At 70.6% G+C, this 24,706-nt stretch carries 32 protein-coding genes and 1 riboswitch; of the genes, 18 read left to right on the top strand and 14 right to left on the bottom strand.

Features of this window, described 5'->3' with window-relative positions:
* Nucleotides 1–49 precede the first annotated feature (49 nt).
* Nucleotides 50–388, bottom strand: a complete 339-nt coding sequence (locus ABD366_RS04445) for a hypothetical protein (RefSeq protein WP_324766006.1) — start codon at nt 386–388, stop codon at nt 50–52.
* A gap of 8 nt (nt 389–396) precedes the next feature.
* Nucleotides 397–558 carry a hypothetical protein gene (locus tag ABD366_RS04440; protein WP_324766005.1) on the bottom strand — a complete coding sequence of 54 codons (162 nt, stop codon included), beginning with the start codon at nt 556–558 and terminating at the stop codon, nt 397–399.
* Here ABD366_RS04440 and ABD366_RS04435 point away from each other — a divergent pair.
* Complete coding sequence (locus ABD366_RS04435) at nt 557–682, top strand: hypothetical protein (RefSeq protein WP_324766004.1); 126 nt, start codon at nt 557–559, stop codon at nt 680–682. The two genes, ABD366_RS04440 and ABD366_RS04435, sit on opposite strands and share 2 nt — an antisense overlap.
* Nucleotides 683–852: 170 nt before the next feature.
* Here ABD366_RS04435 and ABD366_RS04430 read toward each other — a convergent pair whose 3' ends face one another.
* The gene (locus ABD366_RS04430) at nt 853–1,800 is read right to left on the bottom strand and encodes a glucosyl-3-phosphoglycerate synthase (RefSeq protein WP_324766042.1); all 948 of its coding nucleotides are present in this window, start codon (nt 1,798–1,800) and stop codon (nt 853–855) included.
* 167 nt (nt 1,801–1,967) lie between these two features.
* Nucleotides 1,968–2,122: riboswitch (SAM riboswitch) on the top strand.
* An 18-nt stretch (nt 2,123–2,140) separates the two neighbouring features.
* On the opposite strand from ABD366_RS04430, the gene thrC reads away from it, so the two are divergent.
* From thrC to ABD366_RS04380, 10 genes are all read left to right on the top strand, one after another.
* Entirely contained in the window at nt 2,141–3,457 is a 1,317-nt protein-coding gene (thrC, locus tag ABD366_RS04425; protein WP_324766003.1) for a threonine synthase, read from the top strand.
* A gap of 93 nt (nt 3,458–3,550) precedes the next feature.
* A complete protein-coding gene (locus tag ABD366_RS04420; protein WP_324766002.1) occupies nt 3,551–3,826 on the top strand; it encodes a MoaD/ThiS family protein in 276 nt (91 codons plus the stop codon).
* 431 nt (nt 3,827–4,257) lie between these two features.
* Nucleotides 4,258–4,467 carry a cold-shock protein gene (locus ABD366_RS04415; protein WP_109445992.1) on the top strand — a complete coding sequence of 70 codons (210 nt, stop codon included), beginning with the start codon at nt 4,258–4,260 and terminating at the stop codon, nt 4,465–4,467.
* Nucleotides 4,468–4,791: 324 nt separating this feature from the next.
* Nucleotides 4,792–6,417, top strand: a complete 1,626-nt coding sequence (groL, locus tag ABD366_RS04410) for a chaperonin GroEL (protein WP_324766001.1) — start codon at nt 4,792–4,794, stop codon at nt 6,415–6,417.
* A 178-nt stretch (nt 6,418–6,595) separates the two neighbouring features.
* Entirely contained in the window at nt 6,596–7,093 is a 498-nt protein-coding gene (locus ABD366_RS04405; RefSeq protein WP_324766000.1) for a SigE family RNA polymerase sigma factor, read from the top strand.
* Nucleotides 7,086–7,517, top strand: a complete 432-nt coding sequence (locus ABD366_RS04400) for a hypothetical protein (RefSeq protein ID WP_324765999.1) — start codon at nt 7,086–7,088, stop codon at nt 7,515–7,517. The genes ABD366_RS04405 and ABD366_RS04400 overlap by 8 nt, the downstream gene beginning before the upstream one ends.
* 83 nt (nt 7,518–7,600) lie before the next feature.
* The gene (locus ABD366_RS04395) at nt 7,601–8,764 is read left to right on the top strand and encodes a mannosyltransferase family protein (protein WP_324765998.1); all 1,164 of its coding nucleotides are present in this window, start codon (nt 7,601–7,603) and stop codon (nt 8,762–8,764) included.
* 325 nt (nt 8,765–9,089) lie between these two features.
* Nucleotides 9,090–9,518 (top strand): hypothetical protein, encoded by a 429-nt coding sequence (locus tag ABD366_RS04390; RefSeq protein ID WP_324765997.1) that lies wholly within the window; start codon nt 9,090–9,092, stop codon nt 9,516–9,518.
* Entirely contained in the window at nt 9,509–9,634 is a 126-nt protein-coding gene (locus ABD366_RS04385; protein ID WP_324765996.1) for a hypothetical protein, read from the top strand. Before ABD366_RS04390 ends, ABD366_RS04385 begins: the two co-directional genes overlap by 10 nt.
* Complete coding sequence (locus ABD366_RS04380) at nt 9,631–9,762, top strand: hypothetical protein (protein ID WP_324765995.1); 132 nt, start codon at nt 9,631–9,633, stop codon at nt 9,760–9,762. Before ABD366_RS04385 ends, ABD366_RS04380 begins: the two co-directional genes overlap by 4 nt.
* A gap of 237 nt (nt 9,763–9,999) precedes the next feature.
* Here ABD366_RS04380 and ABD366_RS04375 read toward each other — a convergent pair whose 3' ends face one another.
* On the bottom strand, nt 10,000–10,896 hold the full coding sequence (locus tag ABD366_RS04375; protein WP_324765994.1) for a LysR family transcriptional regulator: 897 nt from the start codon (nt 10,894–10,896) through the stop codon (nt 10,000–10,002).
* 113 nt (nt 10,897–11,009) lie between these two features.
* Between ABD366_RS04375 and ABD366_RS04370 the strand changes: the two genes are divergently transcribed.
* From ABD366_RS04370 to ABD366_RS04360, 3 genes are read left to right on the top strand one after another with little or no spacing between them, the layout of a single operon-like run.
* On the top strand, nt 11,010–11,885 hold the full coding sequence (locus ABD366_RS04370) for a polysaccharide deacetylase family protein (protein ID WP_324765993.1): 876 nt from the start codon (nt 11,010–11,012) through the stop codon (nt 11,883–11,885).
* Nucleotides 11,882–13,366, top strand: coding sequence for an MFS transporter (locus ABD366_RS04365; protein WP_324765991.1), 1,485 nt, complete (start codon nt 11,882–11,884; stop codon nt 13,364–13,366). The genes ABD366_RS04370 and ABD366_RS04365 overlap by 4 nt, the downstream gene beginning before the upstream one ends.
* The gene (locus tag ABD366_RS04360) at nt 13,363–14,418 is read left to right on the top strand and encodes an NADP-dependent oxidoreductase (RefSeq protein WP_324765990.1); all 1,056 of its coding nucleotides are present in this window, start codon (nt 13,363–13,365) and stop codon (nt 14,416–14,418) included. The genes ABD366_RS04365 and ABD366_RS04360 overlap by 4 nt, the downstream gene beginning before the upstream one ends.
* A gap of 69 nt (nt 14,419–14,487) precedes the next feature.
* On the opposite strand, the gene ABD366_RS04355 is transcribed toward ABD366_RS04360, so the two are convergent.
* From ABD366_RS04355 to ABD366_RS04340, 4 genes are all read right to left on the bottom strand, one after another.
* Entirely contained in the window at nt 14,488–14,766 is a 279-nt protein-coding gene (locus ABD366_RS04355; protein ID WP_324765989.1) for a hypothetical protein, read from the bottom strand.
* A gap of 69 nt (nt 14,767–14,835) precedes the next feature.
* Nucleotides 14,836–15,663: a hypothetical protein gene (locus ABD366_RS04350; protein WP_324766041.1), complete on the bottom strand. Its 828-nt coding sequence runs from the start codon at nt 15,661–15,663 to the stop codon at nt 14,836–14,838.
* A 270-nt stretch (nt 15,664–15,933) separates the two neighbouring features.
* On the bottom strand, nt 15,934–16,218 hold the full coding sequence (locus ABD366_RS04345; RefSeq protein ID WP_324765988.1) for a DUF397 domain-containing protein: 285 nt from the start codon (nt 16,216–16,218) through the stop codon (nt 15,934–15,936).
* Nucleotides 16,193–17,038, bottom strand: a complete 846-nt coding sequence (locus ABD366_RS04340) for a helix-turn-helix domain-containing protein (protein WP_324765987.1) — start codon at nt 17,036–17,038, stop codon at nt 16,193–16,195. Before ABD366_RS04340 ends, ABD366_RS04345 begins: the two co-directional genes overlap by 26 nt.
* A gap of 116 nt (nt 17,039–17,154) precedes the next feature.
* Here ABD366_RS04340 and ABD366_RS04335 point away from each other — a divergent pair, with 116 nt between their 5' ends.
* Together ABD366_RS04335 and ABD366_RS04330 are read left to right on the top strand one after the other, a co-directional pair.
* On the top strand, nt 17,155–17,373 hold the full coding sequence (locus tag ABD366_RS04335) for a hypothetical protein (RefSeq protein ID WP_324765986.1): 219 nt from the start codon (nt 17,155–17,157) through the stop codon (nt 17,371–17,373).
* A complete protein-coding gene (locus tag ABD366_RS04330) occupies nt 17,370–17,573 on the top strand; it encodes a hypothetical protein (protein ID WP_324765985.1) in 204 nt (67 codons plus the stop codon). The genes ABD366_RS04335 and ABD366_RS04330 overlap by 4 nt, the downstream gene beginning before the upstream one ends.
* On the opposite strand, the gene ABD366_RS04325 is transcribed toward ABD366_RS04330, so the two are convergent.
* The 4 genes from ABD366_RS04325 to ABD366_RS04310 all read right to left on the bottom strand — a co-directional run bounded on the left by ABD366_RS04325 (nt 17,574) and on the right by ABD366_RS04310 (nt 22,003).
* Nucleotides 17,574–18,140, bottom strand: coding sequence for a helix-turn-helix domain-containing protein (locus tag ABD366_RS04325; protein ID WP_324765984.1), 567 nt, complete (start codon nt 18,138–18,140; stop codon nt 17,574–17,576).
* Nucleotides 18,141–18,233: 93 nt separating this feature from the next.
* On the bottom strand, nt 18,234–19,730 hold the full coding sequence (locus tag ABD366_RS04320) for a PTS transporter subunit EIIC (RefSeq protein ID WP_324765983.1): 1,497 nt from the start codon (nt 19,728–19,730) through the stop codon (nt 18,234–18,236).
* A gap of 62 nt (nt 19,731–19,792) precedes the next feature.
* Nucleotides 19,793–20,749 (bottom strand): N-acetylmuramic acid 6-phosphate etherase, encoded by a 957-nt coding sequence (gene murQ / locus ABD366_RS04315; RefSeq protein WP_324765982.1) that lies wholly within the window; start codon nt 20,747–20,749, stop codon nt 19,793–19,795.
* 324 nt (nt 20,750–21,073) lie between these two features.
* Nucleotides 21,074–22,003: a MurR/RpiR family transcriptional regulator gene (locus ABD366_RS04310; protein WP_324765981.1), complete on the bottom strand. Its 930-nt coding sequence runs from the start codon at nt 22,001–22,003 to the stop codon at nt 21,074–21,076.
* Nucleotides 22,004–22,056: 53 nt separating this feature from the next.
* Here ABD366_RS04310 and ABD366_RS04305 point away from each other — a divergent pair, with 53 nt between their 5' ends.
* Together ABD366_RS04305 and ABD366_RS04300 are read left to right on the top strand one after the other, a co-directional pair.
* Nucleotides 22,057–22,437: a hypothetical protein gene (locus ABD366_RS04305; RefSeq protein ID WP_324765980.1), complete on the top strand. Its 381-nt coding sequence runs from the start codon at nt 22,057–22,059 to the stop codon at nt 22,435–22,437.
* A gap of 7 nt (nt 22,438–22,444) precedes the next feature.
* Nucleotides 22,445–22,711: a DUF4031 domain-containing protein gene (locus ABD366_RS04300; RefSeq protein WP_324765979.1), complete on the top strand. Its 267-nt coding sequence runs from the start codon at nt 22,445–22,447 to the stop codon at nt 22,709–22,711.
* Here ABD366_RS04300 and ABD366_RS04295 read toward each other — a convergent pair.
* Nucleotides 22,668–23,903 carry a Cmx/CmrA family chloramphenicol efflux MFS transporter gene (locus ABD366_RS04295; protein ID WP_324766040.1) on the bottom strand — a complete coding sequence of 412 codons (1,236 nt, stop codon included), beginning with the start codon at nt 23,901–23,903 and terminating at the stop codon, nt 22,668–22,670. The two genes, ABD366_RS04300 and ABD366_RS04295, sit on opposite strands and share 44 nt — an antisense overlap.
* 81 nt (nt 23,904–23,984) lie before the next feature.
* Nucleotides 23,985–24,647, bottom strand: a complete 663-nt coding sequence (locus tag ABD366_RS04290; RefSeq protein WP_324765978.1) for an HD domain-containing protein — start codon at nt 24,645–24,647, stop codon at nt 23,985–23,987.
* Nucleotides 24,648–24,706 lie beyond the last annotated feature (59 nt).

Here is a 24,706-nt window from a genome sequence, read left to right as displayed (position 1 = left end):
ACCGGACCCCGGCAGGGGCCCGGCCGTGTACGACGCCCTCGGGCGCAGGTCAGCGACGGCGGCTGCGGACCGCCGCGAGGGCCAGCGCGCCGAGTCCGCACAGTGAGACGGCGAGCCCGCCGTACAGCAGCGCCTGGGAGTGGTCGGAGCCCGACTCGGCGAGCTCGGCACCGGGCGAGGGCGAGGGCGAGGGCGAGTGCGAGGCCGCCGGCGAGTGCGGGGGAGCCGGGGCGGGTCCGCCCTGCTCGTGCCGGGGAGGGGTCGGCGGCTTCGGGGACTGCGGCGGCGCGGCGGATGCGGGCCGCTTCTTGTCGATGACCGGCGTCGTCCCGCAGTTCGGGTCGGAGGAGCCGTCCTCGCAGTTGGTGCGGGGGGTGTCGGCGACCACGTTGTTGGTCAGCCTGCCGTCGCCTGGTTGCGGCCGAGCTTGTACGTGCCGTCGTTGCCGCCCCAGAACAGGCGGGCGTACGCGACCGTGGCGCCGGGCGGGATCGTCACCCTGCCGGTGGAGGAGTTCAGGACCGCCGAACCGAACCCGGCCGTGTCCGTGTACTCCATGGCGAACTGGTTGTTGTTCTCCGACGTCTGCCCGGCCTGCGCGCTCGCGCAGCGCGACGCGGCGTCCCCGGGCGTGGACGGGCACTTCAGGACGGTGTTGCCGAGCGTGATGAAGTCGCCGTAGAGGGCTTCCTCGTAGCGTTTGGCGAACGGGTCGACGACGACGGCGGAGGCGGGTGCGACCGTCGCGAGGAGGGTCGGCGGTCGTCGCCGTCGCGGTGAGGACCGCCATGCCCCTGAGATGTCTAAGCCACATAAAGTGGCAATCTAGGCAAAAACCTGATCAGCCCATGATCACGCCACGCGACGCTCCGCATACTCACCGATCTCGGTCATCGGCGGCCGCTCCTCCGTGTCCACCGCGTGCGTCCTCGGCTCGAACCCGTTCTCACCCCGCTCGAACTGGGTGAGGACCGGCCGCACCAGATGGCCGCGGGCCAGCCGCAGCTGCGCCGTGCGGTAGATCGCCGCTGCCATCCGGCCGAGCGCCTGCCCGTCCTGGTGGCGGTGCTTGCGCACCCCCACGTCGACCTGGGCCAGCGCCTCCAGGCCCACGGTGTGCAGCGCGTCCACGAGCAGCCCCAGCTCGACGCCGTACCCGACGGGGAACGGCAGTCGTTCGAGGAGCGACCTGCGCGCCGCGTACTCGCCGCCCAGCGGCTGGACGAAACCGGCCAGGCGCGGCCAGTGCAGATTGAGTATCGGGCGGGCCATCAGCTCCGTGACCCGGCCGCCCTGGCCCGCCGCCTCACCCAGCGGGCGGTCGTACATGGCCTTCACGAAGCTCACGCCCGGGTCGGTGAGCAGCGGGCCGACGATCCCGGAGACGAAGTCCGCCGAGAACTCCTTCAGGTCCGCGTCGACGAAGCACACGATGTCGCCGCTCGTCACGTACAGCGAACGCCACAGCACCTCGCCCTTGCCCGGCCGGGCCGGGATGCGCGGCAGGATCGCGTCCCGGTGCACGACGCGCGCCCCGGCCGCCGCCGCCACCTCGGAGGTGCGGTCCGTGGAGCCCGAGTCCACGACCACCAGCTCGTCGACGAGCGGCACCGCGGCCGACATCAGCTCGCGCCGGATCACGGTGACGATCTCGCCGACCGTCTCCTGCTCGTCGAGCGCCGGCAGCACCACGCTCACCGTCTGGCCGGACGCCCGCTTCGCCGCGACCAGCTGGTGCAGCGGGCGGTCGGCCACGGCCCAGGAGCGCCTCTCCAACCAGCGCTCGACTTCTTCCAGCACGGTCTGTGGCTCCTTCACGCGGGGGCGGTATCGGCGGATGTGATCCATCTCGCGGTTCGGACGACTATCTCAAGGGTCCGGGCCTTCGGTTACAGTCTTGAACAAGGCCGGTGACCATCGCATGCCGGGGTCGCCGCCCTACATAACTGCCACACACAACCGAATACCGCTCATCCAGAGGGGCAGAGGGATACGGCCCGTTGAAGCCCCGGCAACCCTCCAGCCGGTCTCGTACGCACATTGAAGTGCGGCCGCGAGGCTCCCGGCTCGGGAAGGTGCCAAATCCGTCTCGTGGCGAGATGCGCCGCGAGGAAGATGAGGAGAAAGGGCCTCGCCTCTCATGGCTGTACAGACTGTCGCCACCACCGACGCCGCCACGGAAACCCCCGCGAAGACCGTCGATCTGGGCCCCGCGTCCGGCCTCTCCTGCCGCGAGTGCGGCACCACCTTCGAGCTCGGGCCGATCTTCGCCTGCGTCGAGTGTTTCGGGCCTCTGGAAGTCGCGTACGACCTGCCCGTCGGCGACCCCGAGGCACTCCGCAAGCAGATCGAGGCGGGCCCGGCCAACGTCTGGCGCTACGCCCCGCTGCTGCCCGTCCCCGCCGACGTCGCCGAGAAGCCGAACCTGAACCCCGGCTGGACCAAGCTCGTCAAGGCCGACAACCTCGCCCGTGAACTCGGCGTCGAGCAGGGCAAGTTGTTCGTCAAGGACGACTCCGGCAACCCCACGCACTCCTTCAAGGACCGCGTCGTCGCGCAGGCCATCGAGGCCGCGCGCGCCTTCGGCTTCACGACGCTGTCGTGCTCCTCGACGGGCAACCTGGCCGGCGCCGTCGGCGCCGCCGCCGCCCGCGCCGGCTTCCGCTCGTGCGTGTTCATCCCGCACGACCTGGAGCAGGGCAAGGTCGTCATGGCCGGTGTCTACGGCGGTGACCTCGTCGCCATCGAGGGCAACTACGACGACGTGAACCGCTTCTGCTCCGAGCTCATCGGCGACCCGCTGGGCGAGGGCTGGGGCTTCGTCAACGTGAACCTGCGCCCGTACTACGGCGAAGGCTCCAAGACCCTCGCCTACGAGATCTGCGAGCAGCTCGGCTGGCAGCTGCCCGACCAGCTCGTCATCCCGATCGCGTCCGGCTCGCAGTTCACGAAGATCGACAAGGGGCTGCAGGAGCTGATCAAGCTCGGCCTCGTCGAGGACAAGCCGTACAAGCTGTTCGGCGCCCAGGCCGAGGGGTGCTCGCCGGTCTCCGTCGCGTACAAGGCCGGTACGGACGTGGTCCGTCCGCAGAAGCCCGACACCATCGCCAAGTCCCTCGCCATCGGTAACCCGGCCGACGGGCCTTACGTGCTCGACATCGCGCGGCGTACCGGGGGCGCCGTGGAGGACGTCGACGACGAGCAGGTCGTCGACGCGATCAAGCTGCTTGCGCAGACCGAGGGGATCTTTGCCGAGACCGCGGGTGGGGTGACGGTCGGTGTCGCCAAGAAGCTCATCGAGGCCGGGCTCATCGATCCTTCGCTCACCACGGTTGTGCTCAATACGGGTGATGGGTTGAAGACGCTGGACGCTGTCGCTGAGTCTTCGCAGGCCACGGCCACCATTCGGCCCAGCCTTGAGGCCTTCCGGGCTGCTGGGCTCGCCGCGTCCGAGTAGTCCCCGCCCCGCCCCTTCCCGAAACCGGGGGCTCTGCCCCCGGACCCCCGCTCCTCAAGCGCCGGAGGGGCTATCAACTGTCGAGGTGAATGTATGAGTGTCAACGTTCGGATTCCTACCATTCTTCGTACCTACACCGGTGGTCAGGCCGAGGTGAGTGCCGAAGGCGGGACGCTCGGGGATGTCATCGCCGATCTGGAGAAGAACCACACCGGGATCGCCGCGCGCGTCCTCGATGACCAGGGCAAGCTGCGCCGGTTCGTGAACGTCTACGTCAACGACGACGACGTCCGTTTCGAGCAGGGTCTGGAGACCGCGACGCCGGACGGCGCGGGCGTGTCGATCATTCCCGCCGTCGCCGGCGGCTGATCTTCGCCTTTCTGCGCAGAGTTACTCGAATGGCCCCCTCCGTGAGAGAAACGGAGGGGGCCATTCTGCATGGTTGAGCGCGGTACAGTTGGGGAAGCTGCTTCGTTTTCCTATCTGGTGCATGACGGGCGCATATGAGTTCTCGCTCGAGACGCGACAAGAAGTAGCCAAAGTACCCCGCCCTTTCGGGCCTTTTATGGCATTTGCGCGGCCCGACTTGCCCTGGCTTCCGGTGAGTTGGCCCGGTTTCCCGGATCGCGCGTGCCCAGAATTCTCGTCCGATTGACCTGTTGCAGACGGCAGTTGGGCAGATACATTCAGCCGCGGTCGACGCGTTCCGGCGCACACCCCCACCCAATGGGGAGGGTGAGGTCTGACCCGGATCCGCGAAGTGCGGGTCTGTGCAAGGGCCAGTAATAGGGGAGTTAGGCATGGCTCAGGGCACCGTCAAGTGGTTCAACGCGGAGAAGGGGTACGGCTTCATCGCGGTCGACGGTGGTGCGGATGTATTCGTCCACTACAGCGCGATTCAGATGGACGGCTACCGCACCCTCGAAGAGGGTCAGCGAGTTGAATTCGAGATCTCGCAGGGCCAGAAGGGGCCACAGGCCGACATGGTCCGCCTGGCCGCCGCCGGCTGAAGCGCGTCGCGACTGACTGCAGGCTTGTACGACACGAAGGGTCCGTGCCCCCACCAGGGGCGCGGGCCCTTCGTCATGCTCCGGCTGCCCTTCGCGCTGCGCGCGCCCCCCGCAGATCTGTGGTAGCCGCTTGCACTCGCATGGGTCGAGTGCTAATCATTGGGCTTAGCACTCTCCCAGTGAGAGTGACAGAACTTGGATCGGGTCGGTGAGGCCCGCAGACCGGGTGGGGCAAGGAACCACAAGGGCTGCAGGCCGTCCGTCGCGGGCACCAGCACGGTCCGTTTGCTTGCTTTTCCACCCCGTCCGGGAGGACCACTTCACATGGCCAAGATCATCGCGTTCGACGAGGAGGCACGGCGCGGCCTCGAGCGCGGCATGAACCAGCTCGCCGACGCCGTCAAGGTGACCCTGGGCCCCAAGGGTCGCAACGTCGTCCTCGAGAAGAAGTGGGGCGCCCCCACGATCACCAACGATGGTGTGTCCATCGCCAAGGAGATCGAGCTCGAGGACCCGTACGAGAAGATCGGCGCCGAGCTGGTCAAGGAGGTCGCGAAGAAGACGGACGACGTCGCCGGTGACGGCACGACGACCGCGACCGTCCTGGCCCAGGCCCTGGTGCGCGAGGGTCTGCGCAACGTGGCCGCCGGTGCCAACCCCATGGCCCTCAAGCGTGGCATCGAGAAGGCCGTCGAGGCCGTCTCCGCCGCCCTGCTCGAGCAGGCCAAGGACGTGGAGACCAAGGAGCAGATCGCTTCGACGGCCTCCATCTCCGCCGCCGACACCCAGATCGGCGAGCTCATCGCCGAGGCCATGGACAAGGTCGGCAAGGAAGGCGTCATCACCGTCGAGGAGAGCCAGACCTTCGGTCTGGAGCTCGAGCTCACCGAGGGTATGCGCTTCGACAAGGGCTACATCTCGGCGTACTTCGCCACCGACATGGAGCGCATGGAGTCGTCGCTCGACGACCCGTACATCCTCATCGTCAACTCGAAGATCGGCAACGTGAAGGACCTCCTTCCGCTGCTCGAGAAGGTCATGCAGTCCGGCAAGCCGCTGCTGATCATCGCCGAGGACGTCGAGGGCGAGGCCCTGTCGACCCTGGTCGTCAACAAGATCCGTGGCACCTTCAAGTCCGTCGCCGTCAAGGCGCCCGGCTTCGGTGACCGCCGCAAGGCCATGCTCGGCGACATCGCCATCCTCACCGGTGGCACCGTCATCTCCGAGGAGGTCGGCCTCAAGCTGGAGAACGCCGGTCTCGACCTGCTCGGCTGCGCCCGCAAGGTCGTCATCACCAAGGACGAGACGACGATCGTCGACGGCGCCGGTGACAGCGACCAGGTCCAGGGCCGCGTCAACCAGATCCGTGCCGAGATCGAGAACTCGGACAGCGACTACGACCGCGAGAAGCTGCAGGAGCGCCTGGCGAAGCTCGCCGGCGGTGTTGCGGTCATCAAGGCCGGTGCCGCGACCGAGGTCGAGCTCAAGGAGCGCAAGCACCGCATCGAGGACGCCGTTCGCAACGCGAAGGCGGCCGTCGAAGAGGGCATCGTCGCCGGTGGTGGCGTGGCCCTCCTCCAGGCCTCCGCGGTCTTCGAGAAGCTCGAGCTCCAGGGTGACGAGGCGACCGGCGCCAACGCCGTGAAGCTCGCGCTCGAGGCCCCGCTCAAGCAGATCGCCGTCAACGGTGGTCTCGAGGGTGGCGTCGTCGTGGAGAAGGTTCGGAACCTGGCCGTCGGCCACGGTCTGAACGCCGCCACGGGCGAGTACGTCGACATGATCGCCGAGGGCATCCTCGACCCGGCCAAGGTGACGCGCTCCGCGCTCCAGAACGCCGCGTCGATCGCCGCGCTGTTCCTCACCACCGAGGCCGTCATCGCCGACAAGCCGGAGAAGGCCGCCGCCGGCGGCGCTCCGGGCGGCATGCCGGGCGGTGACATGGACTTCTGATCCGGTCTCCGACTGGTTCAGCTCGTCTGTTGTTCGTCCCGAGGGCGGCATCTCCTCTTCACGAGGGGGTGCCGCCCTCGGGCGTTTCTTTATTTCTTCCCCGTGGGTGTCAACCGGCGACGGGCCGCCAGGTCTATAGATCACGACAGCACGGCCGGGGAGCACGAGGAGCACGGGAGTGACCGCTGAGGAGTTCGAGGAGTTCTACGCCCATGCGGTCGGGCGCCTCACCGGGCAGCTGTACGTGATGCTCGGCGACCGGCAGGAGGCGCAGGACGTCGTGCAGGAGGCGTTCGTGAAGGCGTGGAGCCGGCGCGGACGCCTCGACCGGCACTCCGCGCCCGAGGCGTGGATCCGGACCGTGGCCTGGCGGCTCGCGGTGCGGCGCCACCAAGGACTGCGCCGCAGCGAGCAGGCCTGGCAGCGGCACGGCGGGGCGCCACCCGTCGGCGCGCCCGAACCCGGGTCCGTCGTGCTCGTCGAAGCGCTGAAGGAGCTGTCCGCACAGCAGCGCCGGGTCGTCGCCCTGCACTACATCTGCGATCTGTCCGTCGAGCAGATAGCGGGCGAGACCGGACTCTCCACCGGCACCGTGAAGACGCATCTGTCCCGGGGCCGGGCCGCCCTTGCCGATCGTATGCAGGACCCTCGCGCGCTGGAGGCGCACCGTGACTGAGCACCGCGACGAGCCCGGCCTTGCCGAGGCGCTCAAGGAACTGGCCGCGACCGGCCAACGGGGGGCCGCGCCCCGGGCCGGGGCGGTGATCCGGGCCCGCGGCGACCGGCTGCGGCGCCGCCGGTTCACCGTCGCCGCGGCCGCCGCCGTGGTGCTGTGCGCCGGTACCGGCGGCGTGGTGGCCGCCGGGCTCAAGGCGGACGGGCCGCGCACGGTCCAGCCCGCCGACACCGGGGAGCCGAGGCCCGCGCCGTCGTCAGGACCGCCGTCCACGCCGCCCGAATCGCCCTCGTCGACCCCGTCGTCCTCGGTGGATGCGTCGGTCTCGTCGGACCCGCCGGGCTCGACGCGGACGTCGCTGCCGCCGACCGCGCCGGGGACGTACACACCCTCCGGTACGCCGACGAACGCGCCCACCCCTTAATCCTCCCCGCCCCCTGAACTGCCGGCCGCGCACGCGTGACGCGCCGCCGGGCGGTCCCGCACGCCCCGAAACGGAGCCCCCGTATGCCCGCGGCCCTCCTCGAAGCACCGCCCGTACGCACCCAACCCCCGCTGCCGGCACGCCCGTTGAGACGGATTCGGCTTAGTGCTCTCGACCGGACGGTGCTGCGGACCTACGTCCTGACCCGGGCCGGGCTCCTCGTGACGGCGTACTGCGTGGCCCGGCTGTTCCCCGCCCGCCCGGACGACAAGCAGGCACGGCCACTGCTCTCGGTGTGGCAGCAGTGGGACTGGGCGCACTACCGGACCATCGCCGAGTACGGGTACTTCCACGGCGCCGACAACACCGAGGCGTTCTTCCCGGGGTTCCCGCTCGTGCTGCGCGCCGTCCACGTCGTCGTCCCCGACTGGACGCTCGCCGGGCTGCTGATCTCGTTCGTGTCGGGCGGCGTCGCCATGCTGGCCCTCGCACGCATAGCGGGCCCCCTCGTCGGCGGCCGGGCCGTGCTCCTTCTGCTGCTGTCGCCGTGCGCGGTGTTCCTGGCCGCCGGGTACACCGAGTCGCTGTTCCTCGCACTCGCCCTGCCCGCGTGGCTCGCGGCCCGGCGCGGGAACTGGGCCCTGGCGGCGGCCCTCACCGCGGCCGCCACAGCGGTACGGGTCAGCGGCCTGTTCCTCGCGGCGGCACTCCTGGTCCAGTTCCTCGTGGCGCACGGGCCGGGCCGGCGGTGGCGACGGCTGCCCTGGCTGGCGCTGCCCGCCGTGCCGGCGCTCGCGTACACGGCGTATCTGCATGCCAGGACCGGCGACTGGATGGCGTGGAAGCACGCGCAGGAACGCGGCTGGTACCGCACCTTCCACTGGCCGTGGGAGGCGTGGGCGAACACCTGGAACGCGGCCTCCGAGGGGACCTACGCCACCGGTTACGCGCTGCTGTGCCAGGCCGAACTCGTGGCGATGCTGCTCGGGCTCGGACTGTTCGCCTGGCTGCTGCGCGGCCGCCGTTGGGCCGAGGCGGCATATGTGGCCCTGACCCTGTGGGCGCTCGGCACCTCGTACTGGTACACCTCGATACCGCGCGCGACGCTGCTGTGGTGGCCGTTGTGGGCGGGCCTGGCCGCGTGGACGCTGCGCAGCCAGCGGGCGACGTACGTCTGCCTGTGCGTCCTTGCCCCGCTGTCGACGCTGTACGCGGTGGCGTTCCTGTCGGGCCGCTGGGCGGGCTAAGCACGGCGCCTGCGTAGAAGAAGCATCATCCGCCTGGGTGCCGCCACGGATCGGGCCGGGCTCCTGTGGGCCGACCACAGGTCTGACCATGAGGCCGGTTGCGCGTCGGCCGGGGCCGCCCCGCTCCGCCGCTCGTCAGCCCAGTGGCGACCCCGGGCAGGTGCCGATGCACGGGGTTGATCGGCATGGTTTCGGCCACTGCGTCTGATTGCCCGGCGGGTCCCGGACAGCTGCGGGTACGGTCGATCGGTTTGACGGCTGGCGGTGGCTGCCGGTGGGAAGTGTCTGGTCGGCGTGTCGTCGCATCGCGGGTGGGGGTGGTTCGGTGGGCAGCACCGAGCAGCAGATCGAGGAGCAGTTGGCGCGGCTTCAGCAACGGGTCGGCGCTCGCCATGCGGAAGTGCTGAAACACGACGTCGACGACGACCGGTTCGCGGTGGAGTACGCCCGGCTGGTGAACGTCACCAACAAACTGGTGGAGTTCGAGAAGACGATTCCCGAGCTTCTGGCCGAACCTGAGCGCAGACGCAGTGAGCGCATCGTGACGTGGTCCTGGCGCGGCCAGGCGGCCGTCGGCGCCGTGCTGATCGCGCTGGTCTTCGTCCTCGACCGCTCGGCCTGGTGGTTGGCCCTGCTGGTCCCGCACTTTGTGGAACGGTGGCCGGCTGCTTTCAGAAGGTCGATGCCGAACAGCACCGTGACCGCCGGTTCGGGGCCATCGGCGTGCACGTGGTCGCCCTCCTGGTGGCTCTGATCAGCCTGAGCGTGATCAGCCGGTGGTTCATCATCGCCGCAGCCGCGGGCTGGATGCTGGTTGCCGGGTCCTCGATGGACAGCACGGGCGCGGCCCCGAAGGGGGTGCGGCGGTGAGCGACGACTACGGCCACCAGGTGCGCCGTCTGGAGACCCGGACCGGCGGGGTGGAGGACGAGCTGCATTCGCTGCGTTCGAAGCTGGGGGATGTCGAAGACCTCGATCTCGTGCCGCTGCGCCGTTGAAGACGCCGTCGTCGCCGCGGCGGGGGTTGTTGCGGATCTGCTGGACGCGGTCGTGGAGGCGGAAGGGGGGCGCTTGTCGTCGGCCGGCGGGCTGAGGCGTTCTTGCAGCCGGAGGCTGAGGTCGATCGTTCCGGTGGCGTTCTTCTTCGCCGGGCACAGCACTTGGCTGGCCCCGGGGGCGACCGGCGTGCCGGATGACACCTCCCCGTGTCGGCCGACAAGATCCGAAAGGAGGCCCTACGGCCGCCCCGCGCGTATGCGGCACAGCGTGTCCGTGAACGCCTGCACCCGGGACGTGAAGCCGTCGCGGCGCCAGATCAGGCCGTAGTCCATGGACGGAGCGTCGCAGAACGGGACGTAGGTGAGGCCGGGGCGGCCGTGGTAGCGGGCGGCGCGCAGCGACGCGACGGAGATGCCGCGGCCGGAGGCGACGAGCGGGGGGACTTCCAGCCAGTACACGAAGGTGGGGCCCCGGGGGATCGGCTTGCCCTGCGGCGTCTTGCTGGGCCAGATGTACTCGCGCCAGTACGGCGGGCTGGCGCCCGTGACGCCGATCAGCGGAGCGCGGGCCAGGTCCTCCACCGAGACCGACTCCCGCCGGGCGAACGGGTGGTCTGCGGGCACCATCATCGCCCGGGTCTCCGAGAAGATCACCGAGCCGGCCACCAGGTCAGGCTCCTCCACCGGGAACTCGGTGAGCTGCAGATCCACCACGCCGGCGCGCAGCGGGCCGAAGGTGTCGTAAAGCGGGATCTCCTGGATCTCGACCAGGCAGCCGAGGTGGGTGCGGCGAAAGGCCTCGGCGGTCCGCAGCACCATGTCGCCCGCCCACGCCGAGGAGAAGCCCACGCGCAGCGTGCCGGTGATGCCCTTGCCGGTCGCCAGCGCCTGCGCGACCGCCTCCTGGATCTCCTGGTGGGCCGGGGCCAGGCCGTCGTACAGGCGCTGCCCCGCCGGGGTCAGGGTTACCCTGCGGCTCGTACGGGCGAAGAGCGCGACGCCCAGGCGGCGTTCGAGCCGGCCGACGATCTGGCTCACCCGGCCCTGGGCGAGCCCGAGCCGTTCGGTGGCGCGGCGGAAGTGCAGCTCTTCGGCTACGGCCAGAAAGGCCTCGATCTCATGCCGCTCCAGCATCGCTGATCACCACCCCGTGCCCCGCCCCGTGAAACCAACTGGTGAGCTTCGCGCACCGATCGTAGATCAGGTCGCTCTCGTTCCGGCAGGCGTCAGCAGACAGCATCTAAGCCATGGCAATGGACAACGAGCTCTACGACTACAGTCCGATCACCGAGCGGGAGCGCTTCAGCTGGCCCGGCGGTGCCCGGGTGGCGTTCTACGTCGGGCTGAACATCGAACACTTCCAGCTCGGCACCCCCTCGACCAGTCTGAACGAGGCAACCGCCGCGCTCGTCCCGGACCCGCTGAACCACGGCTGGCGCGAATACGGCGTCCGGGTGGGTATCTGGCGCGTCATGCAGGCCCTCGACCGGCACGGCGTACGCGCCAGCGCGCTGCTCAACTCCGCCGTCTGCGAGCACTATCCGCAGATCGTCGAGGCCGGTCTGGCCCGTAACTGGGCGTGGCTCGCGCACGGCCGCGACAACTCCACCCTGCAGGCCGGGATGACAGAGGAGGACGAGCGCGGCTATCTCATCGGCGTCGTCGAGACGATCGAGAAGGCCACCGGGCAGCGGCCGCGCGGCTGGCTCGGCCCGGCGCTCACCGAGACCTTCCGGACGCCGACGCTGCTTGCCGAGCTCGGCCTCGGTTATGTGCTCGACTGGACCAATGACGATCAGCCGTACCCGCTGAACATCCCTGGCATGCTGAGCGTGCCGTACTCGGTCGAGCTCAACGACCTCGGACTCTTCACCACGCACGGCATGACCGGGCCCGATTTCGTGCAGCTGGTCAAGGACCAGGTCGACCAGCTGTACGACGATTCGGCCGCCGACGGCCGGGTGATGGCGCTGGCGCTGCATCCGTTCGTCATCGGTCAGGCGTTCCGGGCCAAGTACCTCGACCAGGCGCTGGAATACGTCGTGAACCACCCGGGTGTGTGGGCGGCCACCAGCGACGAGATCGCCGAGCACTACGTCCGTACCTTCACGGGCAGACCGTGACCGGGCGGGCGGTCACCGCGAAGGCCGTGGCCGAGCGGCCGCGAGCCACATCGCCCTGGCTGACGATCACCGTGCTCTGCATCGGGCAAGTGATGATCGTCGTCGACCAGAACATCGTCAATGTCGCCCTCCCGACCGTGCAGCGCGGCCTCGGCTTCTCCGCGGAGAATCTGGTCTGGGTGGTCAACGCCTACGTCGTCCCGTTCGGCGGGCTGCTGATGCTCGCCGGCCGACTCGGTGACCTGATCGGGCGCAAGCGGGTCTTCCTCGTCGGCGTCGCACTCTTCAGCGCGGCGTCGCTGCTGTGCGGATTCGCGACCAGCGAGGCCACGCTGATCGGCTTCCGGTTCCTGCAAGGCGTCGGCGGCGCGATCGCCTCGGCCTGCATTCTCGGCATGGTGGCGACCCAGTTCACCGACGCGCGCCGGCAAGCCCAGGCCATCGGCGCCTACAGCTTCGCCTCCGCGGGCGGCGGCACGGTCGGGCCACTGCTCGGCGGCGTCCTGACCGACCTGCTCAGCTGGCACTGGATCTTCTTCATCAACGCACCGATCGGCGCGGCGGTCATCGCCCTCGGCCTTCGTGCGATCCGTAAGGACGAGTCGCAGGGCCTGGACAAGGGGACCGACTTCCTCGGTGCCGCCCTGGCCACGGCCGGCATGATGCTGCTCGTCTACACCATCGTCGACGCCGAGCAGGCCGGCTGGGCCTCCGCCCGGACCCTGCTGCTCGGCGTGCTCGCCCTCGCGCTGCTCGCCGGATTCGTCGTACGGCAGGCCCGCGCCGAGCGGCCGCTGCTGCCGCTGCGGCTGTTCCGCTCGCGGCGGCTGACCGCGGCGAACGCCGCGCAGTTCATGGTGATCGCAGGCATGTTCGGGCTGCTGTTCTTCGGGACGCTGTATCTGCAGCAGGTGCTTGGCTACAGCGCGCTCGCGGCGGGGCTCGGCTTCATGCCGGTCGCCGCTGTCATCGCGGCGATCTCGCTCGGCCTCTCGGCCCGCCTGATCATGAAGTTCGGGCAGCGGCCGCTCCTGTACCTGGGGCTCGTCCTGATCACGGCGGCCTTCGTGCTGCTGTCGTTCAGCCGGGCGGACGGCACGTACTCGGTGGACTTCCTGCCCGCGTCCCTGCTGATGGGCATCGGTTTCGGCCTGGCCGCGCCCGCCATGATGGGGCTCGGCATGGCCGCCGTCGCCCCCGAGGAGTCCGGCATCGCCTCCGGCCTGTTCAACACCACGCAGCAGATCGGCGGCGCCATCGGCCTCGCCGTGATGAGCGCGGTCGTCACCGCCCGTACGAGCGGCCCCGAAGCGGGCAGCGCGGACAGCTTCGGATCCGGCGGCGAGGCCGCCAGGTCCGCGCTGCTCGAGGGTTATCACGCGGCCTTCCTGACCGCCGCCGGTTTCGTGGCGGCGGCCCTTGTCCTCGCCTTCGTGCTGCTGCGGGGAACTCCCGGAACCACCTCTAGGAGCCACTCATGACCACCCCTACGCGCACCCCCGCCGCCATCCCCCGCACCAGCCGCGAGATCCGCCTGGCCTCGCGCCCCACCGGCGCCCCCGGCGCCGAGAACTTCGACCTGGTCCACGCCGACATACCGGCGGACCTGGCCGACGGCGAGATCCTGGTCCGCAACGACTGGATGTCGGTCGACCCGTACATGCGCGGCCGGATGACCGATGTCCCCTCCTACATCCCGCCGTTCCAGCTCGGCGTCGCACTCGAGGGCAGCGCGGTGGGCGAGGTCGTCGCCTCCCGGGCGCCGGCGGTCCCGGCCGGTGCCACGGTGTCGCACTTCGCCGGGTGGCGGGAGTACGCAGCGCTGGACGCCGCCGCGGTCTCCGTGGTCGACACGGCGCTCGCCCCTGCCGAGGCGTACCTGGGGGCGCTGGGAACCACCGGTCTGACGGCGTACGCCGCCGTCACCGAGGTCGCGCCGGTGCAGGAGGGCCACGTGGTGTTCGTCTCCGCCGCGGCCGGCGCCGTCGGCAGCGTGGCCGGGCAGCTGGCCCGCCGCCTCGGCGCCGCGCGGGTGATCGGTTCGGCGGGCGGCCCGGCCAAGACGGCCAAGCTGCTCGACGACTTCGGCTTCGATGCGGCCCTGGACTACAAGGCCGCCCCCATCGCCGAGCAGCTGGCGAAGGCAGCTCCCGAAGGTATCGACATCTACCTCGACCACGTCGGCGGCGACCACCTGGAGGCGGCCGTGGCCGCCGCCCGCCCCGGCGCCCGCTTCGCCTTGATCGGCGCGATCAGCGCGTACAACGCCACCGCCCCGGTGCCGGGCCCGACCAACCTTTTCCAGGCGTACACCAAGGAGCTCAGCCTGCGCGGCATGCTGGTGAACTCGTACTTCAGCCTCTTCCCCGACTGGATCAAGCAGGGCGCCGCCTGGCTGGCCGATGGCACCCTGCACACCGAGCAGACCGTGGTGCACGGCCTCGACCACGCCCCGGCCGCGTTCCTGGGCGTCCTCAGCGGCGCGAACACTGGCAAGATGCTCGTCCGCCTGGACAGCGGCGGCGCCAAGTGAGCGGCCGAGTGTGGGGGTGAGGGAGGGGGAGGGGAGAGCATGATCGGCATCGACGGCTATCAGCCCGCTTCAGCGGACCGGCGACTCCTGGTAGCTGGTCCAGGCGTCGCGTCCGGCCTGGGCCGCGCTCTGCGCCTGGTGGAAGGCGCGCGACGCCATCTCGGTCGGCGGCACCTGCCAGCCTCCGGTCCAGGTGCGGCCCGCGCGGGCCAGCTCGTAGACGAGTACGCCGACGCCCGCCGCGGCGACGAGCATGCCCGCACCGGTCAGCGCGGCACCGGTGACCAGCCGCCGCTGGTCGGGGCGGAACTCTGTCCAGGAGATCTTCGAAAGGGTGCTCTCAGCCATGGGGCCAGGATGCGGGAGGGCGGCGTCCGCCGCATGTGGAGCCTGCCGCATGTGGAGCCCGCGCCGCCGTCACACCCGGGCCCGTTCCCGCCAGGACCACAGCCCCTTGCGGACCTCCGCCGCGCGGGTGCGGACCGTTTCCGGCTCCAGGGGAGCGGGTGGCCTGCGGGTGGCGCGGGTGCCTGCGCACAGGTCGCAGAAGCCGTCGGGCAGGGCCTCGGGGTGGCCGGGCGCTCCACATTTGCCGCACTCGATGAGGCGCAGGATCGGGCGGGTCGCGACCGGGGCCGGTGGCGGGAGCTTGTCGACGAGGCGGCGGTGGAGCAGGGCGGCCGGGCTGTGGACCGGGGTGGGCAGACCGGCCGTCAACGCGCGCAGCAGGTCGTCCTCGGTCGCGCCCCGGGTGAACCAGCGCTCCGCCTCGGGTGCGAGCCGCGCGCATTCGGTGACGGACAGCGCCAGGGAGGGGGCGGTGCGGCCGAGCGCCGCGAGGAGGAGCAACGCGCGGGTGCGAGTGGGGCGTTGGGTCGGTTCGAGTACCTCGGGTGTCGCTTCCGGTACGTCGCCCATCGCGTACGCCGCCCACCACGCGTCGCCGCGCGCCGTACGGGAGAACCAGGTGCGCGTCACCCAGCGTGCGCTCCCCGAGCCGTGTACGTGTTCCCGGCCGCGCCTCAAGTGGCCCGCGCGTTGGATGTTGTTGAGGGCCGTGCTCATCGCGGCCTGCCCGTACGGGAGACAGCGGGAGAGCAGCTTCACCGAGATGTCGGAGCCGTCGGGCAGCCGGTCGATGAACCCGGCGATGTGTGCTTCGCGGGCCGGGAGGTGTGCGAAGTCGTCGTTTGTGCGGCGGAGTTCGTCCGGGGCGGAACGTTTGCCGTAGCCCGGGTTGGCCATGGGGTGCGGTGCGGTGGAGGCAGCACTAAAGTGGGCGTCAGCCACGAGATCTCCTGTGGATTAGGTCTCGGTGGACAGACCCCCGTTTCGGTGTTGGCGCACCGGCGGGGGTCGTTCGGTTATCGGGCACGTTAGAGCGTCGTCACCCTGTGTGGCAAGCCGGTGCCGGAAAGTGTCCGAGCTTCCCAACGCGCAGGGAGGGTGGGTGGGTTGAGACCCACCTCCCAATCCTTGAAAGCAGAGCTCGAAGCTCGGCGCTTGAGCTTCGGGTCAGCTGCGCCGCAGGTCGGCGATGAACGCGGACCAGGGCTCCGCCCGGAACACGAGCTTCGGGCCGTGGGGGTCCTTGGAGTCGCGGACCGGGACGAGTCCGGGGAAGTCGGGGGTGACTTCGAGGCAGTCGCCGCCCTGGCCCCCGCTGTAGGTGGACTTCCGCCAGGCAGCGCCAGGGAAGTCCTGGGCCACCTCAAGGCAGTTGTTGCCCTCGCCGCCGCTGTACGTGGACTTGTGCCACGTGGCGGAGGTCAGGTCAGGCTCGCGGTTCGTGATCTTCATGGTCGTAATCCTCTGCCACTGAAGTGATCAGGGCCAGGGACTGCTTCGGAGTGAGCGCGTTGGCCCTGAGCAGATCGTAGGACAGTTGGTGGCGTGCGACGGTGGCCGGATCGTCCAGCAGGCGCCCCGTGGCGGGGGCCTCGATCAGGGTGAGCGGTGGAGCATCGTCGAAGTACATGAGCTTGAGCGATCCGTGCAGCGAGGCGTGGCCGCCCGTCGAGAACGGGAGCACCTGTACGACGGCCCTGCGCCTGCGCATCAGGTCCGCGATGTGGCACAGGTTCGCCGTCATCACGCTTGGTCCGCCGACCGGTCGGCGGAGCGCCGCCTCGTCCAGGACGACCCACAACAACGGGGTTGTTGGATTGTCGAGGAGGCGGGCGCGCTCGATACGAGCGGTCAGAAGCTTATCGATCGCTTCGTCGGGCGCCGTGGGCTGGTAGTCGAGGAAGACGGCGCGCGCGTAGTCCGGAGTCTGGAGCAGGCCGGGGATGAGCATGGCTCCGTACTCCATGATCGAGGTCGCTAGGACCTCAGCCTCGGCCGCCTCCGCGAACTGCTCGGGGTGCTTCGACCTGTTCGCCTTGACGCAATGCCGTACGAAAAAGCCCCCCGTGCCCAGGGTCTCGTCCAGCCGGCGCGCCATATCCGGCAGGATGCGTCGCGTGCCCGCCTCCATCTGGCCCACGTAGGAGCCACTGACGAACAGCGGTTCGCCGAGGGCCTGTTGGGTGAGGCCCGCGCGTTCGCGGGCGTGGCGGAGTTCTTCGCCGATCATGATGCGGCGGGACGAGGGGTCGAGGTCCTTGGGTCCGGTCATACGCGTCAGCTCCCGGTCCAGCAGTCGGTTCTGTTGGGCCGTTGCCCCTGGCCAGCGTAGAGGCGTATTGGTCACGCTGTGTGCCGTAATCAGAACTCGGCGTGAAGGAGCGGGCGATGGTGGTGCGGGACGCGGAGCGGTTCCGGGTGGTCGAGGAGACCATCGGTGAACTGCGCGAGGTGTTCGGGGTGTTGGGTGTGGTGCTGCCGTCCCTGCGGGTCGATCCCGTGTCGGCGGCGGGGGTGGCGCCGTATCCGCTGGTCGATCTCGGGTGCGTGAACCTGGATACGGCGATGCGGATGGTGGCCGTGCTGCACGAGAGGAACCGGCGATGAGCCTCGGGCCGTACGTCATCGACACCCGGGACGGGCGCGTCGGGCAGGTGATGGCGCGCGAGGGCGGATTCGTGCAGCTGCGGCCACCGGGGGGTGGGGTCGAGTGGGACTGCCCGCCCGAGGCGGTGGCGCCCGCGCCGGTGTCGGAGGAGCTGCGGGCGCGGGTGAGCGTGGTCAATCAGGAGGGGCGGCTGCCGTGATCAGGGCCGTTCGTGGCGGCAGCCGCCCTCCAGGTTCTCGATCGCCTGGCGAACTCGTCGCGCGTTCTCCGGGCTGCGGAGGAGGTACGCCGTCTCGTCCAGCGGCTCGTACTCCGTGAACGTGATCTCTTCGTGGTCGGCGTCCAGGGTGATGTTCAGGGACGCGTTCATCGCTGCGGCCAGGCGGCGCAGCAAGGGGAGTGTGGGGACGGCGTCCGCGCCCTCGATGCGGGAGATCTCGGTCCGGGTGAGATGGGCGCGGTCGGCCAACTGGGCCTGGGTCCGGCCCAGTTCCCGGCGGCGGTCGTACACCGCCTTGGCGGAGGCCATCGCCAGACGGATCTCGGCACGCTCGGCGTCGGTCTCGGACGGTTCGGCACTGGCCTCAATGACCTTCTTTTCGCTCGCGAGCTTCCAGCGGGCGTGGTGCGTTTCGTCGATCTGGGTTCCGTCGTCCTCGAAAAGGTCCGCAAGCACGTCGGCCATGCCGACCGTGGGGTCGTCTCGGTGGCGCTCCGCTTCTCGTGCGGCGAGCTCGTCGGACGCGTCGTCGAGCATGTCACTCATGCGGCCAGGCTAGGGCCTTGGACGCGCATATGTATGGACAACGCGGGTGGCACCCCGCGCCCGCGGGGTGCCACCCAGGGAAGCTGCGCGGGGTCAGACCTTTGCCGGTTCCGGGCTCGCCGGGACGGCCTCCGCTCGGGCCGCCGGGGACTCGCCCGCGTCCACGTCCTGGTTCAGCTCGGAGAGCATCTGCTTGCTGAAGCCGAAGAAGTACGTGGCCAGGAAGCCGACGGCGTAGCCGATGAGGAGGCCGCCGCCGTAGATGAGGCATGTGGTGCCCAGGCCGTGGTTGCCCTTGAGGAGGGGGAACAGGGCCCAGCCGGACGGGCCGATCGCCGTCGAGCCGACCTTCGTGCCGAGCATCGAGAAGAGGCCGACGAACGCGCCGCCCGCCGCGCCGCCGACGCACGCCGTGATGAACGGGCGGCCGAGGGGGAGCGAGACGCCGTAGATGAGGGGTTCGCCGACGCCGAGGAAGCCCGCCGGGAGCGCCGACTTGATCGTCGTACGGATCGACTTGTTGTGCTTGAGGCGCTTGAAGACCGCGATCGCGCAGCCGACCTGGCCCGCGCCCGCCATCGCGAGGATGGGGAGGAGGACGGTGTAGCCCTGCTGCTCGATCAGGGTGGTGTGGATGGGGATGAGCGCCTGGTGCAGGCCCAGCATGACGAGAGGGAGGAAGAGGCCGCCCAGGACCAGGCCCGCGAACGCGCCCGTGTTGTCCAGGAGCCAGTTCGCCGCCGTACCGATACCGGTGGAGATCTCACCGGCGACGTACATCAGGCCGAAGATCGTGACCAGCCCGGAGACGAGGACCGTGAGGGTGGGCGTGACGAGGACGTCGACCGCCTCGGGGACCCACTTGCGGCACCACTTCTCGACGTAGACCGCGAGGACCGCCGCGCCCAGCGCGCCGAGCACACCGCCCTGGCCGGGCGAGAGCTTCTGGCCGAAGGCCTCGATGTTCGCGACGCCCGCGTACACGATGATCGCCGCGACCGCGCCGCCGAGGATCGGGGTGCCGCCGAACTCCTTCGCCGTGTTGTAGCCGACGAAGACCGCGATGAGCGCCATGAAGCCGGAGGCGATCGCGGCGAGCGCGGGGGTGACGCCGGGCAGCCACTCCAGGTTGATGAGCAGGCCGTTGATGCCGGCGATGATGCCGCAGCCGATCAGGGCCGGGATCAGCGGGACGAAGATGTTGGCGATCCGGCGCAGGAAGAGCTTGAGGGGCGTGGCGTTCTTCGCCTTGCGGGCAGCCTTCAGCTCGGCGCCCCGGTCGGCCAGTTCGTCGGCCGTCGTGTGGTGGGCGGGAGCGGCGGCCGGGACGTCGGCCTCCGCGACCAGCGTCTCGAACTCGGGGGTGACCCGGGCGACCTTCCCCGGGCCGAGGACGATCTGGTACGTCTCGTCCTCGACCACGCCCATGACGTCGGGCAGCGCCTTCAGCGCCTCGTCCTGGACGAGCGAACGATCGGCCAGACCCAGGCGGAGCCGGGTCATGCAGTGGACGACGGAAGTGACGTTCGCCGCGCCGCCGACGAGCGGGAGGATCGCGGCGGCGATGGCGCGGTTCTTGTTCTCGGTCATGTGCGTGGTGCCTTGCTCTGTACAGGAGTACGGGAGTACTGAAGGGACAGGATCGGACAGGGTCAAGAAGTGGCGGCCGCGGCGAGCGCGGCGCGCAGATGGCCGTCGGACTCGGCCAGCAGACGGGCCGCCGTGGGCCCGTCGACCTCGCCGAGGACGACGAGGATCGCGTTCTTCACCTCCCCGTCCGTCGCGGCGAGTGCGGCCTCGATGACGGCGTCTTCGGCGCCCGTGGCCAGGGAGACGATGCGGCGGGAGCGGGCCCGCAGCTTCTCGTTCGACGCGCGTACGTCGACCATGAGGTTCCCGTACGTCTTGCCGAGCCGGATCATGGTGATCGTCGACAGCATGTTCAGGACGAGCTTCTGCGCCGTGCCCGCCTTCAGCCGGGTGGAGCCGGTGAGCAGCTCCGGGCCGACGACGACCTCGATGCCGTGGTCCGCGGCGGCGGCGAGGGCGCTGTCCGCGTTGCAGGACAGGCCGATGGTGAGCGCGCCCACGCCGGTCCGCGCGTGCTCGACGGCGCCGATCGCGTACGGGGTGCGGCCGGAGGCGGAGATGCCGACGACCACGTCGTTCGCCGTCAGCTTCAGCGCGTCCAGGTCCTCGGCCGCCAGTTCCTTGGAGTCCTCGGCGCCCTCGACCGCGGTGACCATCGCCGACGGGCCGCCCGCGATCAGGCCGACGACCTCCGCCGGGTCGGTGTTGAAGGTGGGCGGGCACTCCGACGCGTCCAGGACTCCGAGCCGGCCGGCCGTGCCCGCGCCCGCGTAGATCAGGCGGCCGCCGCGGGCCATCCGCTCGGCCGTGCCGTCGATCGCGGCGGCGATCTGGGGGAGCTGGGCCGCGACGGCGGTGGGGACGGTCGCGTCCTCACCGTTCATGATCTGGGCGATCTCCAGGGTGGAGCGCTGGTCGATCTCGGCGAGTTCCGGGCGGAACGCTTCTGTGGTCAGGGTGGCCAGCTGGGCCCTGAGCTCGCCGTAGTTGCCCTCGGCGGCGGCGTCGGTGGTGGTCATGTTCGGCGGCTCTTTCTTGTGCGGCGGGTGTTCGTGGCGGGTTTACGGGGTGGCGTCTGCCGAGTGCGGTCTTGTTGCCGAGTGCGGGCCGGTGGGGCTTTTCGCGCAGTTCCCCGCGCCCCTCAATGGGTTGTTCTGCGAGTGCGGCGCCATCGTGGTTGCTCGCGCAGTTCCCCGCGCCCCTGAGATGCGCACTGCGTGCGCCATCTCAGGCCTGGGGCTGCGGCGGAGCCGCATGCTTCAGGGGCGCGGGGAACTGCGCGATCAGCCCCCACCGGGCCGCGGTCGACCGGCTACGGACGGGCCCGCGGCGGCGACCCGCACTCACGACCTGGCCCCCCGCGGAGCGGCCCGGTGGCGGTGGGCCAGGGCCTCGTAGGAGGCCGAGAGAGCGGGCGCGGCCGTCTCGTAGGAGCGCTGGGCGACGCCGACGAACAGGCAGTCCACGACGAGGAGCTGACTCGTCCGGGACGACATCGCGGCGGGCCGCAGCTCGCTCTCGCGGGCGATGGACGTGGTGAGGATGTGGTCGGCGTACTGCGAGACGGGCCCGTCGGGGCGCCCGGTGATGGCTATCGTCGTCGCGCCCTGCTCGAAGGCGACACGCAGCGGTTCGATCACGTCGCCGGTGGCACCGGAGTGCGTGATGGAGACGGCGACGTCACCCGAGCGGAGCGTCACCGCGTTGGTGATCGCCAGGTGCGGGTCGGAGTGCGCGTGCGCGATCTGCCCGATGCGCAGCAGCTTCTGCGCGAGGTCCTGGGCGACGAGCCCGGAGGCGCCGACGCCGTACACGTCGACGCGGCGGGCGCCGGCCAGCGCGGTCACGGCGGCGCCGAGCTGCACGGTGTCGAGGCCGGCCGCGGTGTCGGCGAGGGTCTGCTGTTCGTCGTAGGCGAGTTTGGCGACCACGTCGGCGATCGGGTCGTCGACGGCGATGTCGGCGGTGACGGCGGGGGCCCGGCCCGACTGCTGCTGGGCGGCGAGCCCGGCGAGCGCGAGGCGCAGGTCCCGGTAGCCGGGGTAGCCGAGGATGCGGGCGGTGCGGACCACCGTCGCCTCGCTCGTGCTGGTGAGCTCGGCGAGGCCGGTGACCGTGAGGGCCGCGCAGCCCGCCGGGTCGGCGGCGACCGCTTCGGCGACCCGCTGCATCGAGCGGGTCATCGACGGCGCGAGCGTGCGCACCTTGGCGGCGAGGGCCGCGGGGGCGGGCGGCGCGTCGTTCGAGAAACTTTCCTTCACGTCATTGCTCACGACTGAAAGATATTTTCAAAAGGGTGGGGGGTCAAGAGGCGCACAATTGATGCATGGACACCATCAGCCCCCTGGAGCAGGCCCTGCACAAGGCCCGCGCGCTCGTCCTCGCGGACCTGAAAGCGGTGGACGCCGCCGACCCGGACGTCGTCTCGCTGGTCGAGGAGTCGATCACATCCCGCCGCTGGTGGGTCGAGCAGTGGCCGGAGGGCGTCGAGTTCGTCGCCGGGCTCGTCGCCCAGGACGTCAAGGACGGGCTCCTGGAGCGCTACGGCCGCTGGCCGCTGTGCCCGGTGTGCGGGCCCGGCTCGGGCGCGGAGGGCCCGCACGCCCTGGACGTAGAGCCGGAGCTGGGCGCCGACCCGCACTGGGTGTGCTCGGAGGCGGGCGTCGTCGTGGCGCCGGTCGGCTCGCTCGGCACGGTCACGGGGTGACGGGCGGGTGACCGTCTACATCGACCCGCCGACCTGGCCCGGCCACGGCCGCATGTGGTCGCACCTGGTCAGCGATGCGTCGTTCGACGAACTCCACGCGTTCGCCGAGCGGTTGGGGGCCCCGCGGCGCGCCTTCGAGCGCGACCACTACGACATTCCGTCGCACCGGTACGAGGACGCGGTGCGCGCCGGGGCCGTCGCGGTCGGCTCGAAGGAACTGGTCCGCAGGATCACGGACGCGGGGCTGAGGCGGCCGAAGGGACGGCCTGCGTGACCTCTGGGGCAGCCGTCGGCGAGCCTGTCACGATCTTCGACGGTGTCTGGCGGCGGTGCAGGCGCAGTGACACCGCCGTCAGCGCGAGTGCGACCACCGTCATCGCGCCGCCCGCCCACGCCGTGGCCGGGTAGCCGAGGTCGGCGTCGATGACCGTGCCGCCGAGCCAGGGGCCGCCCGTGTTGCCGAGGTTGAAGGCGGCGGTCGTGGTGGCGCCGGCCAGGGTGGGGGCCGCGCCCGCGACGTTGAACATACGGGCGTTGAGCGCCGGAGCCGTGTAGAAGGCGGACAGGCCCAGCAGGAAGGACAGGGCCACCGCCGCGATCTCGAAGTGGCCGAGCAGGGCGAGCGCCGCGAGGAAGACGGTCGACGCCGTGATGCCCGTCAGCAGGACCCCGAAGAGGTGCGCGTCCGCGATCCGGCCGCCGATCGTCGTGCCGACCAGCGCGCCGATCCCGAACAGGCCGAGCACCAGCGGGACCCAGCTCTCCGGCAGCCCGGCGACGTCGGTCAGGAGCGGCGAGAGATAGCTGAACGCGCAGAAGACGCCGCCCGCCGCGAGCGCGGTGATCGCGACCGACAGCCACACCTGGCGGTCCCGGTAGATCGCCAGTTCCTTCTTCAGCTGCGGGCGCTCGGCCGGGACCGGGATCGGCGGGACGAGCGTGACGATGCCGACGAGGGCGATCGCCGAGGCCGCGCCCACCGCCCAGAACGCGGCGCGCCAGCCGAGCCCGTCGCCGAGGAAGGCGCCCGCGGGGACGCCGAGGACGTTCGCGATCGACAGGCCGCCGATCATCACGGCCATCGCGCGGGCCCGCTGGTTCACCGGCACCATCGCGATGGCGACCGCCGCGCCCACCGCCCAGAATCCGGCGCAGGCGAGCGCCGAGACGACGCGGGACGTGAACAGGATCGCGTAGGTCGGAGCGAGCGCACCCGCGATCTGACCCAGGCCGAACAGGGAGATCAGCGTGATCAGAGTGGTGCGGCGGGGCAGCCGCAGTGTCGCCACGGCCAGCAGCGGGGCACCCACCACCATGCCGATCGCGAACGCCGAGATCAGCAGGCCGGCCTGCGGGATCGTGACGTCCATGTCGTCGGCGACGGCCGGGAGCAGCCCGGAGAGCATGAACTCACTCGTGCCGAGGGCGAAGACGCTGAGTCCGAGTATGTAGACGGCCAGGGGCATACGGGTGGGATTTGGCGGCATGTAAGGAGTCAACCGGGGCTGCGGAGGTGGCATTCCGCCGCCGCCGTCCCGTCGGGCGGTTCAGAGGGATGTGTCCAGAAGGTCGAGTTCCGTCGTGAGGTTGTCGCGGGCCGGGGACTCCCAGTGGGCCGCGCCGTGCGGTGTGCGGAAAAGCCGTGACAGGTCCAGGAGTTGGCGCAGGATCGCGGCCCGGCCCTCGCGGAACGCCTCGTCGGGGACGAAGCCGTACTCCTCGCGGACCGCCTTCGTGTAGGCGGCGTACGCCTCCGGGGGCGCGGCCAGGATCGCCAGGTCGGCGTCGCACAGGGCCTCGCCGTTCGCGTCGCCCTCGGCCGGGTCGTGCGTGACGGTCAGGCGCACCAGACGGGCCACCTCAGCGACGTGCCCGGCCGGCAGCCCCGTCTCCGTCAGCGCGCGCTCGGCCAGCACCGCGGACCGTTCCTCGTTCTCGGAGCGCTCCGGCAGGTACACGGCGTCGTGGAACCAGGCGGCGAGCCGGACCAGCTCGGGCTCGGCCGCGTGGCCCTCCAGTACGTCGATCCGGTCGAGGACCGCGGCGAGGTGAGCGGTGGTGTGGTACTTGCGCTGCGGTTCGGCCCAGCGGCCCAGCAGATTGTCGGCGTACGGGTACGGGTCGATGTCCGGGGTGTCCGTCGTCGCGCGCAGGGTGCGGGCCCAGTGCTCGCGCAGCTCCCGCGGATCGTTCTCGTACTCGTGGGTCATGGGCCGACCCTAGGGCCTGTCTGGCAATTCCCGTCGTTGCCCGGAGGGCGGCCGCGCGG

This window comes from Streptomyces kunmingensis (genome assembly GCF_039533535.1).
Classification (GTDB): Bacteria; Actinomycetota; Actinomycetes; order Streptomycetales; family Streptomycetaceae; genus Streptomyces; species Streptomyces kunmingensis.
Note: the sequence above shows the minus strand (reverse complement) of the source record. Positions and strands in the feature narration are given on the sequence as shown.

What these genes read in the sequence shown, in the direction of transcription:
- ABD366_RS04435 (WP_324766004.1), top strand. Translation starts at nt 557, where the DNA reads ATGGCGAACTGGTTGTTGTTCTCCGACGTCTGCCCGGCCTGCGCGCTC.
- ABD366_RS04440 (WP_324766005.1), bottom strand. Translation starts at nt 558, where the DNA reads ATGGAGTACACGGACACGGCCGGGTTCGGTTCGGCGGTCCTGAACTCC.
- thrC (WP_324766003.1), top strand. Translation starts at nt 2,141, where the DNA reads ATGGCTGTACAGACTGTCGCCACCACCGACGCCGCCACGGAAACCCCC.
- ABD366_RS04420 (WP_324766002.1), top strand. Translation starts at nt 3,551, where the DNA reads ATGAGTGTCAACGTTCGGATTCCTACCATTCTTCGTACCTACACCGGT.
- ABD366_RS04415 (WP_109445992.1), top strand. Translation starts at nt 4,258, where the DNA reads ATGGCTCAGGGCACCGTCAAGTGGTTCAACGCGGAGAAGGGGTACGGC.
- groL (WP_324766001.1), top strand. Translation starts at nt 4,792, where the DNA reads ATGGCCAAGATCATCGCGTTCGACGAGGAGGCACGGCGCGGCCTCGAG.
- ABD366_RS04395 (WP_324765998.1), top strand. Translation starts at nt 7,601, where the DNA reads ATGCCCGCGGCCCTCCTCGAAGCACCGCCCGTACGCACCCAACCCCCG.
- ABD366_RS04375 (WP_324765994.1), bottom strand. Translation starts at nt 10,896, where the DNA reads ATGCTGGAGCGGCATGAGATCGAGGCCTTTCTGGCCGTAGCCGAAGAG.
- ABD366_RS04370 (WP_324765993.1), top strand. Translation starts at nt 11,010, where the DNA reads ATGGCAATGGACAACGAGCTCTACGACTACAGTCCGATCACCGAGCGG.
- ABD366_RS04360 (WP_324765990.1), top strand. Translation starts at nt 13,363, where the DNA reads ATGACCACCCCTACGCGCACCCCCGCCGCCATCCCCCGCACCAGCCGC.
- ABD366_RS04355 (WP_324765989.1), bottom strand. Translation starts at nt 14,766, where the DNA reads ATGGCTGAGAGCACCCTTTCGAAGATCTCCTGGACAGAGTTCCGCCCC.
- ABD366_RS04350 (WP_324766041.1), bottom strand. Translation starts at nt 15,663, where the DNA reads ATGGCCAACCCGGGCTACGGCAAACGTTCCGCCCCGGACGAACTCCGC.
- ABD366_RS04345 (WP_324765988.1), bottom strand. Translation starts at nt 16,218, where the DNA reads ATGAAGATCACGAACCGCGAGCCTGACCTGACCTCCGCCACGTGGCAC.
- ABD366_RS04340 (WP_324765987.1), bottom strand. Translation starts at nt 17,038, where the DNA reads ATGACCGGACCCAAGGACCTCGACCCCTCGTCCCGCCGCATCATGATC.
- ABD366_RS04335 (WP_324765986.1), top strand. Translation starts at nt 17,155, where the DNA reads ATGGTGGTGCGGGACGCGGAGCGGTTCCGGGTGGTCGAGGAGACCATC.
- ABD366_RS04330 (WP_324765985.1), top strand. Translation starts at nt 17,370, where the DNA reads ATGAGCCTCGGGCCGTACGTCATCGACACCCGGGACGGGCGCGTCGGG.
- ABD366_RS04325 (WP_324765984.1), bottom strand. Translation starts at nt 18,140, where the DNA reads ATGAGTGACATGCTCGACGACGCGTCCGACGAGCTCGCCGCACGAGAA.
- ABD366_RS04320 (WP_324765983.1), bottom strand. Translation starts at nt 19,730, where the DNA reads ATGACCGAGAACAAGAACCGCGCCATCGCCGCCGCGATCCTCCCGCTC.
- murQ (WP_324765982.1), bottom strand. Translation starts at nt 20,749, where the DNA reads ATGACCACCACCGACGCCGCCGCCGAGGGCAACTACGGCGAGCTCAGG.
- ABD366_RS04305 (WP_324765980.1), top strand. Translation starts at nt 22,057, where the DNA reads ATGGACACCATCAGCCCCCTGGAGCAGGCCCTGCACAAGGCCCGCGCG.
- ABD366_RS04295 (WP_324766040.1), bottom strand. Translation starts at nt 23,903, where the DNA reads ATGCCCCTGGCCGTCTACATACTCGGACTCAGCGTCTTCGCCCTCGGC.
- ABD366_RS04290 (WP_324765978.1), bottom strand. Translation starts at nt 24,647, where the DNA reads ATGACCCACGAGTACGAGAACGATCCGCGGGAGCTGCGCGAGCACTGG.